The 12,755-nt window shown below is 64.8% G+C and carries 14 protein-coding genes; 6 read left to right on the forward strand and 8 right to left on the reverse strand.

Annotation, left to right across the window (positions count from 1 at the left end):
* The 5 genes from ACZ0AE_RS05015 to ACZ0AE_RS05035 are packed head-to-tail and all read left to right on the forward strand — an operon-like array spanning nucleotide 1 to nucleotide 4,824.
* Complete coding sequence (locus ACZ0AE_RS05015; protein ID WP_463600516.1) at nucleotides 1-1,206, forward strand: hypothetical protein; 1,206 nt, start codon at nucleotides 1-3, stop codon at nucleotides 1,204-1,206.
* Nucleotides 1,207-1,208: 2 nt separating this feature from the next.
* The gene (locus tag ACZ0AE_RS05020; protein WP_463602060.1) at nucleotides 1,209-2,300 is read left to right on the forward strand and encodes an efflux RND transporter periplasmic adaptor subunit; all 1,092 of its coding nucleotides are present in this window, start codon (nucleotides 1,209-1,211) and stop codon (nucleotides 2,298-2,300) included.
* A 30-nt stretch (nucleotides 2,301-2,330) separates the two neighbouring features.
* Nucleotides 2,331-3,017 (forward strand): ABC transporter ATP-binding protein, encoded by a 687-nt coding sequence (locus ACZ0AE_RS05025; protein WP_463600517.1) that lies wholly within the window; start codon nucleotides 2,331-2,333, stop codon nucleotides 3,015-3,017.
* The gene (locus tag ACZ0AE_RS05030; RefSeq protein ID WP_463600518.1) at nucleotides 3,014-4,102 is read left to right on the forward strand and encodes a hypothetical protein; all 1,089 of its coding nucleotides are present in this window, start codon (nucleotides 3,014-3,016) and stop codon (nucleotides 4,100-4,102) included. The genes ACZ0AE_RS05025 and ACZ0AE_RS05030 overlap by 4 nt, the downstream gene beginning before the upstream one ends.
* Nucleotides 4,103-4,113: 11 nt before the next feature.
* The gene (locus ACZ0AE_RS05035; RefSeq protein ID WP_463600519.1) at nucleotides 4,114-4,824 is read left to right on the forward strand and encodes a hypothetical protein; all 711 of its coding nucleotides are present in this window, start codon (nucleotides 4,114-4,116) and stop codon (nucleotides 4,822-4,824) included.
* 85 nt (nucleotides 4,825-4,909) lie between these two features.
* Here the strand turns inward: ACZ0AE_RS05035 and ACZ0AE_RS05040 are convergent, their stop codons facing one another.
* The 8 genes from ACZ0AE_RS05040 to ACZ0AE_RS05075 all read right to left on the reverse strand — a co-directional run bounded on the left by ACZ0AE_RS05040 (nucleotide 4,910) and on the right by ACZ0AE_RS05075 (nucleotide 12,057).
* Nucleotides 4,910-5,242 carry a non-heme iron oxygenase ferredoxin subunit gene (locus tag ACZ0AE_RS05040; protein WP_141057317.1) on the reverse strand — a complete coding sequence of 111 codons (333 nt, stop codon included), beginning with the start codon at nucleotides 5,240-5,242 and terminating at the stop codon, nucleotides 4,910-4,912.
* A complete protein-coding gene (locus tag ACZ0AE_RS05045; protein WP_463600520.1) occupies nucleotides 5,239-5,775 on the reverse strand; it encodes a GNAT family N-acetyltransferase in 537 nt (178 codons plus the stop codon). Before ACZ0AE_RS05045 ends, ACZ0AE_RS05040 begins: the two co-directional genes overlap by 4 nt.
* 63 nt (nucleotides 5,776-5,838) lie before the next feature.
* Nucleotides 5,839-6,600, reverse strand: a complete 762-nt coding sequence (locus ACZ0AE_RS05050) for an energy transducer TonB (RefSeq protein ID WP_463600521.1) — start codon at nucleotides 6,598-6,600, stop codon at nucleotides 5,839-5,841.
* Between the two features lie 166 nt (nucleotides 6,601-6,766).
* The gene (locus ACZ0AE_RS05055; protein ID WP_447592367.1) at nucleotides 6,767-8,023 is read right to left on the reverse strand and encodes a cysteine desulfurase; all 1,257 of its coding nucleotides are present in this window, start codon (nucleotides 8,021-8,023) and stop codon (nucleotides 6,767-6,769) included.
* Nucleotides 8,020-9,282, reverse strand: coding sequence for a Fe-S cluster assembly protein SufD (gene sufD / locus ACZ0AE_RS05060; protein ID WP_463600522.1), 1,263 nt, complete (start codon nucleotides 9,280-9,282; stop codon nucleotides 8,020-8,022). The genes ACZ0AE_RS05055 and sufD overlap by 4 nt, the downstream gene beginning before the upstream one ends.
* Nucleotides 9,282-10,046: a Fe-S cluster assembly ATPase SufC gene (gene sufC, locus ACZ0AE_RS05065; RefSeq protein ID WP_088432788.1), complete on the reverse strand. Its 765-nt coding sequence runs from the start codon at nucleotides 10,044-10,046 to the stop codon at nucleotides 9,282-9,284. Before sufC ends, sufD begins: the two co-directional genes overlap by 1 nt.
* A 66-nt stretch (nucleotides 10,047-10,112) precedes the next feature.
* Entirely contained in the window at nucleotides 10,113-11,588 is a 1,476-nt protein-coding gene (gene sufB / locus ACZ0AE_RS05070; RefSeq protein WP_038689899.1) for a Fe-S cluster assembly protein SufB, read from the reverse strand.
* A gap of 16 nt (nucleotides 11,589-11,604) precedes the next feature.
* Nucleotides 11,605-12,057, reverse strand: a complete 453-nt coding sequence (locus tag ACZ0AE_RS05075) for an SUF system Fe-S cluster assembly regulator (protein WP_038689897.1) — start codon at nucleotides 12,055-12,057, stop codon at nucleotides 11,605-11,607.
* A gap of 175 nt (nucleotides 12,058-12,232) precedes the next feature.
* Between ACZ0AE_RS05075 and ACZ0AE_RS05080 the strand changes: the two genes are divergently transcribed.
* Nucleotides 12,233-12,700, forward strand: a complete 468-nt coding sequence (locus tag ACZ0AE_RS05080; RefSeq protein WP_038689895.1) for an SET domain-containing protein — start codon at nucleotides 12,233-12,235, stop codon at nucleotides 12,698-12,700.
* The last annotated feature ends 55 nt before the right edge of the window (nucleotides 12,701-12,755 follow it).

A 12,755-nucleotide genomic window follows, 5' to 3' on the forward strand; every position in this document is an offset into this window, starting at 1 on the left:
ATGCAGAAGTTCGATTGGTTCTGTCTGATCTTGATTGGATGTCTGAGTGCCGTGCATGCGGGCGGCGAGTGGCTGGCTGCCGACTACGTGCAGAACATCGAGAATCAGCGGCGAGCACATCATTTCGATCGCACGCTGATCATCAGTGGCGAGCAGTCGGCACGGATGGTCGCGCGTGATGCCAGCGCGGCCCCAACACAGGCGCCGGGGAGCGGCGGAGGACAGGCTTCCACGCAGTTTCTTTCCTCTGCCAGCCTTGAATGGCTGCTGCGGCGCCCGTTCGTAAGCTCCGTTCACCCATGGTCGGTGCAGAACTGGGAAGCCAGCGCGGCCAGCGCTCCCCCCTTTCAAGTCAGTGTTTACGGGATTGATGCCCGGGACGTCAGTGCGTTTCGTCTCGGGGATCAGAATGCACTGGAAGATGGCTCTCTAGTGCTTTCTGAAACCACCCGTAAAGCGCTGCGGCTTGGGTCCGGCGAGGTCACGTTGAGTCTTCCCAGCGAGATCCTGGCGCAGCTGCCTGCTGAGACTGCCGAGTTCGCACGCCAGTCTGGAAGCGCGATTCTTCCGCTCTCCAGAGAAACACTTGCCGATCCTCCCGGACTCAAGCCAGGGAAGAATGTCGCCTACATCCATCGTGATGCTGATCAGATCAGCGGTGTAATGAAGCCGGCGGCGCTCTATCTGGTTCTGCTGGTCGATGGTGCCGATCTGGCGGATGCCAAGGCTGAAATGGGGGCCTATCTTGATGAGTTTGAACGCACAAGCTCCCTCGGCGTGCGCCCGGTGGTACGTGCCGTTGATGAGTACTTCCCGCCTGTAGTCAGCGATGCGGAGGTGCGCACCTGGCTGATCTGGCTGCGCATTCTACTTGTCGCTCTTTACCTGGTTGCTGGCCTGGGCGCAGCCTGGTTGAAGCTGCGCCAGCACGAGGTTGAAATGGCCTTGAGAGTGGCGCTGGGATTTACCCCCGTAGATGCGTTCGGTGTGGTTTACGGGCGATGGCTGGGGCAGCTGGCATTGGCGTCGCTGGTGGGCTTTGTTGCAGTCTCCAGCGTCGCGGTCTTCATGGGGCAACTGAATCACCTGCCGGTATCGATGGGCGTGCTGCTCCTGGCTTTACTGGCGCTGCTGTTGGGTACATTGTGGGTCGCGCGTGCGTCCCTTGAACAAGAGCCATTGCGCACGCTGGCCGGAGAGAGTTGAAGATGGTTGTCCGATCTGTGCTGTTGGCGGTTGGGTTGGCGTCGTTGTTGTCCGGCTGCGACCAAGGAGAGACTGAGTCCGTCGTTGCCGATCGAACCGTGGTGTTCGGGCAATCGCAGGCGACCGAGCGGACCTCGTCACCGTGCGTCATTCGAGCCAAGACGCTGGTGAAGATCAAGTCAGAAGTGGCAGGACGGGTCAATGTGATCGAAGTCGCGCCAGGTGATGAGATTACCAAGGAGGCATTGCTTGCCAGCATTGATACGCGTGCGCTCAAGAATGATCTTGAACGCAACGAGCTGGCCCAGCGTCGCGTGCAGTCCGAGATGAAGCTGCTGCGCCTGCAGAGCGAGCGCGCACGACGCGCAAAGCAGGCCATTGACGAGATCAATTCACGCGCGGAGTACCTGAGTCCGGCTGCCCGCAGCTCCGCCGTCGTGGGGCGCTATGGCTCGGAGGCAATGGAGATGAACGAGCGCGACGCAAGCCTGGAGCAGCTGTCGATTTCCTTGCAGGACATGCAGTTGCAGGAGCGCGAAATCATTCGAAATCTCGGATTGGCACAGATACGGTCCCCGCTGGACGGTGTCGTGCTTTCCCGTTTCGTAGAAGAAGGCGCAATCGTGGGATCGGGTACGAGCCAGTTCGGCGGCGGGGACGTACTGTTCGAGGTCGCCGACGTGGGAACGCTTCGTGCCGAATGCTATGCCAGGGAATCTGAATCCTGGAACCTGAGGGTGGGTATGCCCGCAAAGGTCACCCTTGATGTTCGGAGCAATCGTGCCGTAGAAGCGGCGATCACGCATGTATCCCCTGCCGTGGAGATGGTGTCGGGCGTACCACGGCTGAAGTTTGAGGCGGACTTTGCGCCTCCTGATGCAGGGTGGAGGGTGGGGGCGAATGCCGCGATCGCCATCGAGGCACCCGGTGCCGCGGATTCAAACACGTTGCCAGCGTCCGCGGTCGGCACTGAGGGGGGAGGCAAGTGGTTCGGGTGCGGAGGGGCCGTGCGTTCGTGGTTACCCCGGTGGTTGCGCAACGCGAGGGCTCGGGTTGGGTGGTTACCAAGGGCATTGCGGACGGGGATCTTGTAGCACTCTCGTTCAACATCGATGGGGCTCGGAATGGCCAGTGAGTTGATTGGTCTTGGTGCAGTGCGCTATGCGTATGCGAGGTCGGGCCAGGCGCCCGTCCTGGACGGATGTGACCTGAGTGTGGGTGCCGGCGAGTCGGTCGCAATCGTCGGGCAGAGCGGGGCTGGCAAGTCGACGGTGCTTGGTATCCTGGGGGGACTGTTGCGCCCTGAAGCTGGCGAGTACCGATTCAAGGGAAAACCCATGCCGTTGCAGGATGCAAATGCCATGGCCATTTACCGCCGCGAACATACCGGTTATGTGTTCCAGAACTTTTGCCTTCTCCCTCAATTGAGTCTGCTTGACAACGTATTGCTACCTTCGCGGGTCGCCCGTTTGAGCGGCTCGAGATGGCGAGATCGAGCTGTCGGGTTGTTGGATCGCCTGGGGCTGGATGGCATGCACTCGAGAAAGCCCAATCAGATTTCCGGCGGCCAGGCGCAGCGCGTCGCGATCGCTCGTGCCCTGCTGCGTGAGCCGGAGATTCTTCTGGCTGATGAGCCGACGGGAAATCTGGATGCGGAGACAGCTGCGGCTATCACCGACGAGTTGCTCCGCCACGTCGAGAGCGGAGGCGTCCTGGTGCTTGTCACGCACAGTTGGGAGGCTGCCAGGAAGATGCAACGCGTTCTCGAGCTTCGAGGAGGTCAACTGCTGGCACCTGATCTGTCCACTTGATGCTGCAGCTCACTCTCCAGCGGATGTGGCTGATGCCCGCACGATTGGTGCTGGCGCTGCTGTCGGTCTGTGTCGTTTTCTGCGGTCTTGGATGGATGCAGTACTACGCCTGGCAGGTGAATCAACGCTTGGCGGATTCGGTTCTGTTCGACGGCAACGAACTGTATGTCCTGACGACGTCACCCACGGGTGGAGGCTACAACGATCTGGTCGCACCTTATCTGGATCAACGCGTGCTTGATCAATTATCAGGCGTAACCAACGTAGGCATCTGGTTGCTTGCCACGGAACAGCCGGTGCAGGTGGGAGATGAGGGGGCTGTCCGGAATCAGAGGCTGGCTGTCGCGGTCAACGATGAGGCGCTGGCCGCGGCACACCACCCGCGATGTGTTTGGATTGGCGGGGAAGAGCCTTCGGTTTCACAGGAAGTGATTCGCTTCCCGCTGGGTATGGAGTGTCAAGTGGTTGAAGCTCCCGCCGCGTGGCGTGCCGTGCAGCATGCAACGGAGTCGCGGATTCTGGTGGTGTCGCTGCCGTTTGCAGAGCAGGTCTCGGGGCCTCGCTGGACGTGGATGATCACGAAGGCGATGCTGTCGCTTCCCATGGAAGAAGCGACGATCTCCGCCGCGTTTGCCGAGGCAGGGGTGGGAGTGAAGATCAATCGCCCTGGAAGTGATGCAATGCCCATCTCTGACGTGGAGCACAGGCGGAGACTCAACAGGACGACGGACTACCTGCGTACGTTCGGGATTGTGGTGAGCAGCGTCTGCTTTCTGCTGTTGTTGGCTGGACAGTCTTTTCTGCAAGTGAGGGAGATCGGCTTGCTTCAGCTGCTTGGCGCATCACCTCGCAGGGCCGTATGTTTTTTCCTCCAGGACGTTACGCTGCAGGCTGTTCTGGTCAGCGTGCCGGTGCTTCTGCTACTGCCGGTGGCCATGTTCCTTCCGTATTCCGGCCCATTGCTGAGGTTCGGTGTGGTGTTCTTCGGTGTGTTGGTTTTGGTGGCATGGGGGTATGCATTGGTCGAGCTTTGGCTGATTAGACGTATGGAGCCTGGTGCCATGGTGAGAGGAGATCGGTCATGAGGGTGTGGGGAATGATGTTGCTGGGGTCGGTGCTCGCTTCATCGAGTGTCGTTGCCACGGCCGATACCCGTTCAGGCGGTTGGTATGTAATCAGTCCAAAGCAGAGTCAGAGTGAGCCGCCACGTCGCAGTGCGCAGCGTTTCGTGCCGCTGGCGGTGTTGGGCGCGGCGAGGACCGACCCATGCGTCGCGGCAGTGGGAACGTTGCAGCTGCAATCGGTGGCTGTGGAGGCCAGGGATCGGCGTACGATCAACCTGTTGAGCGCACAGGTTTCACCTGCGATTCTCTCCGCAATGGCGGGTGCGACTCTCGATCGTCCTGTCCTGGACGGCCGTACGTCCATCATCCTGCCGCGCGGCATGCAGCAGCTCGGATGGCAGCAGGACGCGCTGCCGCGCACGCTCACGCGCGTGATTCAGGTCAAGTCTGTGCCGGGTGCGCCACCGGACGCTGCTCAACGGGTACTTGAGTCATTCCCCGTGGTGTCAGCAGATCGTCTGGATATGAGAAGTTCCGCGGTGCTGGAGCGCGTCGCAATTCTCCAGGCCAGAGATGACAACCGGCTTACGTCGCCATTTTCGCCGCCGACCTTGGTAGTGAAGCTTGCTCAGACTACCCCGCAATGTACGGCGCGGATCGAGGAGTGGGCCGCATTGCTCAGCCGCAACCCGGTGGGGCAGGCTTTTCAGGCACAGCCTATGGCTGAGCCAAAGCGCAGGTAGCTGCGCTTTGGCTAGACCGCGAATGGACTGTGATCGCGAGCTTGCAGCCGCGAGGCACAGGTTCGGAGTGTCACGGTGACGGCTGTCAGTCGCGGTCGTCGCGGGCCCAGACCCCGTCGTGTTCGCGCTTGACCGGGAACCTGGCCACCGGCGAATAGGCCGGGGCGCACAGGGCGCGGCCATCGCGGATGTCGAAACGGGCGCCATGCAGCACGCATTCGATGCTGGCCTCGGCGGTGTCAAAGGTGCCCGAGGACAGCTCGAACTCGTCGTGGGTGCACTGGTCTTCCAGGGCGTACAGCTCGCCGTCCAGGTTGAACACCACGATCGGGGTACCGGTGACCTCGTCGAAGGTGCTTTTCATCTCGCCCGGCAGCAGGTCGGCGCTGGCGCAGACGAAGGTCCAGGTGTCGCTCACGCCGGGACCACCAGCGGCTTTTCCAGGATCTCAAAGCGCAGGTCGTCGCGCTTGGGGATACCGAAGCGCTCATCGCCATACGGGAACGGCTTCTTGATGCCGGTGCGCGCGTAGCCACGGCGCTCGTAGAAGGCGATCAGCTCCTCGCGCACGTCGATCACGGTCATCTGCATCACCGACACGCCCCATTCGCGGGCGGCGTGGGCCTCGGCAGCGTCCATCATCTGCTTGCCGATGCCGCCACCCTGCTGGGCGGGGTCGACCGAGAACATGCCGAAATAGCCCTTCCCGTTGTCGTCGGCCACGTGCGCGCAGGCCAGCAGGTAGCCATCGCGCTCAGCCAGCAGGATCGTCGAACGCGGCTTGGCCAGGTCGGCCTGCAGGCCCTGCGCGTCGATACGGGCGCCGTCCAGCAGGTCGGCTTCGGTGGTCCAGCCGGCGCGGCTGGCGTCGCCGCGGTAGGCCGAGGTGACCAGGGTGATCAGGGCGGGGATGTCGGCGGCAGTGGCCGCGCGGAAGGTCAGGGTGCTCATGCCGCCCATTCTAGGCGGGGGGCGCGGCGCCGGGTAGGTACCGGCCGTTGGCCGGTACGCGCTTCAGCGCATGAAAAACTCCACCGGGAACGACAGCTCCACCGGTGCCGGGCGCTCTTCCGGCACCTTGGGCAACGGCGCGGCGCGGCGGAAGGTTTCCAGCGCGGCTTGGTCCAGCAGCGGGAAGCCGGAGGTGGCTTCCAGCGAGAGCGCCAGCAGGCTGCCGTCGCGGGCCACGCTGACCCGCAGCTGGGTGATGCCTTCCTGGCGACGCGCGCGGGCGGCGTTGGGGTAACGCCGGAAGCGCTCCAGGCGCGCCATTACCCGGCCCTCCCAGCTGTCGCGGCCGGGCGTGGCTTCGCTGGGGCCGGCCGGCAGCGGCGGGCTGGGCGGTGCGGCGGCAACCGAGGCCTCCTGCTGCTGGGGCGCGGGTGAATCGGGGGTGGGCTGCGGTGGTGTAGGCGGCGGAATGACCCAGTTGGCGGTGGCGCGTGGCGGTGTCTGCGGCAGCGGGCGTGGCGGTTCGGGCTTCTGTTTGGCCACCGATGCGGCGGTGCTGGGCGTGGGCGCGACGATCTCTTCCAACGGCACTTCGGGCGCACGCGGCGGCAGCAGGATCAGCTGGGTGCGCTCGGCCGGCGGTGGGGGCAGGTTGGCGGGCGAATAGGTCTGCGTCCAGAGCAGGGCAACGAAGACGCCCACATGGGCCAACGCTGTGATGCCGGCCGCCAGGGCACGCGCATGGCGTTCGCCGAACGCCGGCAGGCGGGGCGACAACGGCGGACCGACGTGCGGCTGGCCCGTGCGAAGGAGGGGAGACGACATCGCCAAGTGCGCAAATGAGAAGTGTTCGCATTATCGCATTGTTGGGCCGCTGGCGGCGTGCCCTGGGCTACGGTGCCCGGAGCGAACGTGGGGCCACCGGGAGCGCCGGAACGCAGAACGCCGCGATCTCTCGCGGCGTTCCGGGGTACCCAACGTTCGGCTGCCGTCAGCCCAGCAGCTTGCGCACCTTGTTCAACGCCACGATGAAGCGCTCGATCTCGTCGTGCGTGTTGTAGAACGCCAGCGATGCACGGCAGGTCGCCGCCACCCCGTAGTACTGCAACAGCGGGTGCGCGCAATGTTGGCCGGACCGCACGGCCACGCCTTCCAGGTCCAGCAGGGTGGCCAGGTCGTGCGAGTGGGCGCCTTCGATCAGGAACGACACCACCGCCGCCTTGTCCGGCGTGGTGCCGAAGATGCGCAGGCCGTCGATCTTGCCCAGTTCTTCGTTGAAGTGCGCCAGCAGTTCGGTTTCGCGTGTTTCCACGTGGTCCAGGCCGAGCGATTCAAGGTAGTCCACCGCCACGCCCAGGCCGATGAAACCGGCGATGTTCGGGGTGCCGGCTTCGAACTTGTGCGGGGCATCGTTGAACACGGTGCCCTCGAAGCTCACTTCCTTGATCATCTCGCCGCCACCGATGAACGGCGGCATCGCGTCCAGGTGCTCGCGGCGTGCCCACAGTGCGCCGGTGCCGGTGGGGCCACACATCTTGTGGCCGGTGATGGCATAGAAGTCGCAGCCGATGGCGGCCACGTCCACCTTGCGGTGCGGCACGGCCTGCGAACCGTCCACCACGGTGATGATGCCGCGCTTGCGCGCTTCCCGGCAGATCTCGCGAACCGGGTTCACCGTGCCCAGCACGTTGGACACGTGCGCCACGGCAAGCAGCTTGACCTCGGCGGTCATCGCACGGCGCAGCGCGTCCAGGTCGAGCGCGCCGTCGGGGGTGATTTCGGCCACGCGGATCGTGGCGCCGGTGCGCTCGGCTACCAGCTGCCACGGCACGATGTTGGCATGGTGCTCCATGCGCGACACCAGAATCACATCGCCGGCCTTCAACCGCGGCAGGGCCCACGAATAGGCCACCAGGTTGAGTGCGAAAGTGGTGCCGCTGCACAGCACCAGTTCGCTGGCGCGCACGTTGAGGAAGCGCGCCAGCTTGGTGCGCGCGCCTTCGTAGGCATCGGTGGCCTCGGTGCCCAGCGCGTGCACCGCGCGGCTCACGTTGGCGTTGTAGCGGCGGTAGAACTCATCCACCGCGCCAATGACCTGCACCGGCTTCTGACCGGTGTTGGCATTGTCGAAGTACACCAGCGGCTTGCCGTGCACTTCGCGCATCAACAGCGGGAAGTCCAGGCGGACGCGGTCCCAGTCCGGGGCCACCGCGGTATCGGGGGCCGGGCGCGCGGTGGAGAGGTTCATGCCACGCCTGCCTGGGCCAGGGCGATGTCGAGCTGGCGGCGCAGCTGTTCGGTCAGGCGGGCGTCCAGTGCGTTCAGCGGTTCATGGCAGAACGCCGCACTGAGCAGCTGCTGGGCCTGGTCGGCGGCCAACCCGCGCGAGCGCAGGTAGAACAGGGCGTTGGCATCGAGCTGGCCGACGGTGGCACCGTGGGCGGCCTTCACTTCGTCGGCGTCGATCACCAGCGTGGGCTGGGTATCGATCTCGGCATCGGCCGACAGCAGCAGGTTCTTGTTGGACAGGTTGGCATCGGTGCCATCGGCGCCGGCGCGGATGTGGATGCCACCATGGAACACCACGCGGCTGCGGTTGGCCGCCACGCCACGCCACAGCATCTGCGAGCTGGTGTCGCGGGCGATGTGCTCGATGCCCAGGCGGGTATCGATATGGCGGCGGCCATTGCCCAGCAGCACGCCGTTGGCAGTGAGCTGGGCGTTGTCGCCTTCCAGGCGCACGTTGAGCTCGTGGCGGCTCAATGCGGCGCCCAGTTCCAGGTCGATGCGGCGGTACTGCGCGTTACGCGCGAGCACGGCATCGGTGCGCAGCAGAGTGGTGGCGCGACCGCTGTCGGCCTGCACGCGGGCGTGCGAGAGCACGGCGTCCTGGGCCAGGTGCACGTGCACCAGGGTGTTGCCCAGGTGCGCGGCATCGCCTACATGCAGGTGGTGTTCGACCACGCCGAGCGCAGCGCCGGCGCGCAGTTCGATCAGGTGGCGATGGTGCCAGGACAGGTCGGTCTCGCCGGCCACGCTGATGAAGACCAGCTGCAGCGGCAGTTCGACCTGTGCACCGTCTTCCACGCGCACCACCACGCCTTCATCGGCGAGGGCGGCGTTGAGGCGCGCGAACACTTCGTCGCTGCGCTCGAAACGGCGGCCGAGAAAGCGCAGGGCTTCGTCGCCGGCGGCCAGCGCCGAGGACAGGGTCTGCAGCTGGACGCCGGCCGGCAGCGCGGCCACATCGCTCAGTTCCTGCGACGGACGGCCGTTGACGAACACCAGGCGCGGCGACGGAATGTCGGCCAGCAGCGCGGCATCGACGTCGGTGGCGGCCAGGGGCGCCGGGCTGAAGCTGCGGCGTTCCAGCTGGCGCAGCGAGGTGTACTTCCAGGCTTCGGTACGCGGGCCGGGCAGGCCGGCCTGCAGGGCGGCGTCCAGTTCGGCGCGGCGCGCGTCGCTGCCGCAGAAGCCGCTGGCAAGGGAATCGAGCAGGGCGCTCATCAGACCGCTGCCTCCGGCACCACGCGGTCCTTCAGGAAGTGGTAGCCGTGGGCTTCCAGTTCCAGGGCCAGTTCCGGGCCGCCGCTCTGCACGATCTTGCCGTCGGCCAGCACGTGCACCACGTCCGGCTTGATGTAGTCGAGCAGGCGCTGGTAGTGGGTGATGACGATGAACGAACGGTCCGGCGAGCGCAGCGCGTTGACGCCGTCGGCCACGCTCTTGAGCGCGTCGATGTCCAGGCCCGAATCGGTTTCATCCAGGATCGCCAGCTTGGGTTCAAGCACGGCCAGCTGGAAGATCTCGTTGCGCTTCTTCTCGCCACCGGAGAAGCCTTCGTTGACGCCGCGGTGCAGCAGTTCGTCCTTCAGGTGCAGCACGGCCAGCTTCTGGCGCACCAGCTTGAGGAACTGCATCGAATCCAGTTCCTCTTCGCCGCGCGCCTTGCGCTGGGCGTTGAGCGCGGCGCGCAGGAAGTAGGTGTTGTTGACGCCGGGGATTTCCACCGGGTACTGGAAGGCCAGGAACAGACCGGCGGCGGCGCGTTCTTCCGGCGCCAGCTCGAGCAGGTCGCGGCCTTCGAACTGCACGCTGCCCTCGCTCACGTCATAGCCGTCGCGGCCAGCCAGCACGTTGCCCAGGGTGGACTTGCCGGCGCCGTTGGGGCCCATGATGGCGTGCACCTGGCCGGGCTTCACGTCCAGCGACAGGCCCTTGAGGATTTCTTTCTCGCCGATGCGGGCGTGGAGGTTGTCGATCTTCAGCATGATACGAATCCGGGGTAGCGCCACGCCATGCGTGGCTGAAAAATTCAAACGAAGGCGGCGGTGGGGTTAACCCACAGACCCTTCCAGCGACACTTCCAGCAGCTTCTTGGCTTCCACCGCGAACTCCATCGGCAGCTCGCGGAAGACCTGCTTGCAGAAGCCATCGACGATCATCGACACCGCGTTTTCCTGGTCGATGCCGCGCGCGCGGCAATAGAACAGCTGGTCGTCGGAGATCTTGGAGGTGGTTGCCTCGTGCTCCACCGTCGCGCTCGGGTTCTTGACCTCGATGTACGGGAAGGTGTGCGCGCCGGAGGTCTTGCCGATCAGCAGCGAGTCGCACTGGGTGTAGTTGCGCGCGCCGTCGGCGTTGCGGTCCACCTTGACCAGGCCACGGTAGGTATTCTGGCCACGCCCGGCACTGATGCCCTTGCTGACGATCTTGCTCTTGGTGCGCTTGCCGATGTGGATCATCTTGGTGCCGGTATCGGCCTGCTGACGGTGATGGGTCAGCGCGACCGAGTGGAACTCGCCCACCGAGTCATCGCCCAGCAGCACGCAGGACGGGTACTTCCAGGTGATCGCCGAGCCGGTTTCCACCTGGGTCCAGGTGACCTTGCTGCGCGCGCCACGGCATTCGGCACGCTTGGTGACGAAGTTGTAGATGCCGCCGACGCCGTTCTCGTCGCCCGGGTACCAGTTCTGCACCGTGGAATACTTGATTTCGGCATCTTCCAGCGCCACCAGCTCGACCACCGCGGCGTGCAGCTGGTTTTCATCGCGCATCGGCGCGGTGCAGCCTTCCAGGTAGGACACGTACGCCTTGTCCTCGCAGATGATCAGGGTGCGCTCGAACTGGCCGGTGTGGCCGGCGTTGATGCGGAAGTAGGTGCTCAGTTCCATCGGGCACCGCACGCCCTTGGGAATGAACACGAAGCTGCCGTCGGAGAACACCGCCGAATTCAACGCGGCGAAGTAGTTGTCGCCAACCGGCACCACGGTGCCCAGGTACTGTTTGACCAGTTCCGGGTGCTCCTTGATGGCTTCGGACATCGAGCAGAAGATCACGCCCTTCTCGGCCAGTTCCTTGCGGAAGGTGGTGCCCACCGAGACCGAATCGAACACCGCATCCACGGCCACGCCGGCCAGCTTGGCGCGCTCGTGCAGCGGCACGCCCAGCTTGTCGTAGGTGTCCAGCAGTTCCTTGGGCACGTCGTCCAGCGAGGCATACTTCGGGCCCTTCGGCGCCGAGTAGTAGCTGAGCGACTGCAGGTCGATCGGGGCGATCTGCAGCTTGGCCCAGTTCGGCATCGGCATGGTCAGGAAGTGGCGGTAGGCGTCCAGGCGCCACTGCGTCATCCATTCCGGCTCTTCCTTCTTGGCCGACAGGGCACGGATGGTGTCCTCGTCCAGGCCAGGCGGCAGCGAGTCCGATTCGATATCGGTGATGAAGCCGGCCGAATACTTGCGGCCAAGCTGCTCGTGGATCTCGCGGTTGGGGGTGTCGCCGGTGGCGACGGTGTCGAGGATATCGGTGGCCATGGGGGCTGCCTGTGGATCAGGAGACGACATCGGCCGCGATCACGCGGCGCGAAGCATCAACAAGGGGAAGAGGGGGCAGGATCTGCGCCAGGCTGACCGCGCGCAGTGCTTCGGACACCACGTCGTTGATCAGCCGCCAGCTGCTGCGCGCGCCGCATTGCATCTCGCGCCCGCACTGACTGTGCTCGTGGGCGCACTCGGTCAGCCCCAGCGGGCCCTCCATGGCTTCCACGATCTCGAACAGGGTGATCTGCTCGGCCGGGCGGGTCAGGCGGTAACCGCCGCGCACGCCGCGCAGGCCTTCGACCAGCCCGGCCTGGGCCAGCGGCTTGAGCAGCTTGCTGACGGTGGGCGGTTCAAGGCTGGCGAACTCGGCCAGTTCGGTCGCACTGAGCACTTCGCCCGGGCGGGCGGCGAGCACGGTCAGCACGACGGTGGCGTAATCGGTGAGTTTGGTGACGCGGAGCATGGGGAGGGTGGAATCGTAAAGCGGACTGAAATTGTACGCTTTTCTCCGCGGGCATCCAACCCACCCCGTTCAGGGGCGATCCGGCGAGGCGTTGCAGGGGCTGGGTGTCGCGTGGCTTTGGCAATCACAAAGATTAAGCGAGAATCGGGGCTTACCTTCCGCAACGGCCAGCCACATGCCCAAGAAGATCCAAGCCCGCAAGTCCTCCATCCACGGCAATGGCGTGTTCGCGCTGGCGCCGATCAAGCAGGGCGAGCGGGTCATCCAGTACAAGGGGTTGCTGCGCAGCCACGCCGATGTGGATGCCGATGATACCGGGGATGTCGAGAGCGGGCACACGTTCCTGTTCACCCTGAACGACGATTACGTCATCGATGCCAACTACAAAGGCAACGACGCGCGCTGGTTGAACCACAGCTGCGACCCGAACTGCGAAGCGGTGATCGAGGAAGCCGAGGGCGACAACCGCCGCGAGGACAAGGTGTTCATCGAGGCGATCAAGGACATCAAGCCGGGCGACGAGCTGACCTACAACTACGGCATCACCCTGGCCGAGCGCCACACCGCGCGCCTGAAGAAGATCTGGGAATGCCGCTGCGGGTCGAAGAAGTGCACCGGGACGATGCTGCAGCCCAAGCGCTGATCCGGCGGCGTGCGCGGGGTGCCGGTGGCCGCCGGCACTGCCCACGCGGCCTGCA

Source organism: Stenotrophomonas sp. AC248 (assembly GCF_979258185.1).

What these genes read in the sequence shown, in the direction of transcription:
- ACZ0AE_RS05015 (WP_463600516.1), top strand. Translation starts at nt 1, where the DNA reads ATGCAGAAGTTCGATTGGTTCTGTCTGATCTTGATTGGATGTCTGAGT.
- ACZ0AE_RS05020 (WP_463602060.1), top strand. Translation starts at nt 1,209, where the DNA reads ATGGTTGTCCGATCTGTGCTGTTGGCGGTTGGGTTGGCGTCGTTGTTG.
- ACZ0AE_RS05025 (WP_463600517.1), top strand. Translation starts at nt 2,331, where the DNA reads ATGGCCAGTGAGTTGATTGGTCTTGGTGCAGTGCGCTATGCGTATGCG.
- ACZ0AE_RS05035 (WP_463600519.1), top strand. Translation starts at nt 4,114, where the DNA reads ATGATGTTGCTGGGGTCGGTGCTCGCTTCATCGAGTGTCGTTGCCACG.
- ACZ0AE_RS05045 (WP_463600520.1), bottom strand. Translation starts at nt 5,775, where the DNA reads ATGAGCACCCTGACCTTCCGCGCGGCCACTGCCGCCGACATCCCCGCC.
- ACZ0AE_RS05050 (WP_463600521.1), bottom strand. Translation starts at nt 6,600, where the DNA reads ATGTCGTCTCCCCTCCTTCGCACGGGCCAGCCGCACGTCGGTCCGCCG.
- ACZ0AE_RS05055 (WP_447592367.1), bottom strand. Translation starts at nt 8,023, where the DNA reads ATGAACCTCTCCACCGCGCGCCCGGCCCCCGATACCGCGGTGGCCCCG.
- sufD (WP_463600522.1), bottom strand. Translation starts at nt 9,282, where the DNA reads ATGAGCGCCCTGCTCGATTCCCTTGCCAGCGGCTTCTGCGGCAGCGAC.
- sufC (WP_088432788.1), bottom strand. Translation starts at nt 10,046, where the DNA reads ATGCTGAAGATCGACAACCTCCACGCCCGCATCGGCGAGAAAGAAATC.
- sufB (WP_038689899.1), bottom strand. Translation starts at nt 11,588, where the DNA reads ATGGCCACCGATATCCTCGACACCGTCGCCACCGGCGACACCCCCAAC.
- ACZ0AE_RS05075 (WP_038689897.1), bottom strand. Translation starts at nt 12,057, where the DNA reads ATGCTCCGCGTCACCAAACTCACCGATTACGCCACCGTCGTGCTGACC.
- ACZ0AE_RS05080 (WP_038689895.1), top strand. Translation starts at nt 12,233, where the DNA reads ATGCCCAAGAAGATCCAAGCCCGCAAGTCCTCCATCCACGGCAATGGC.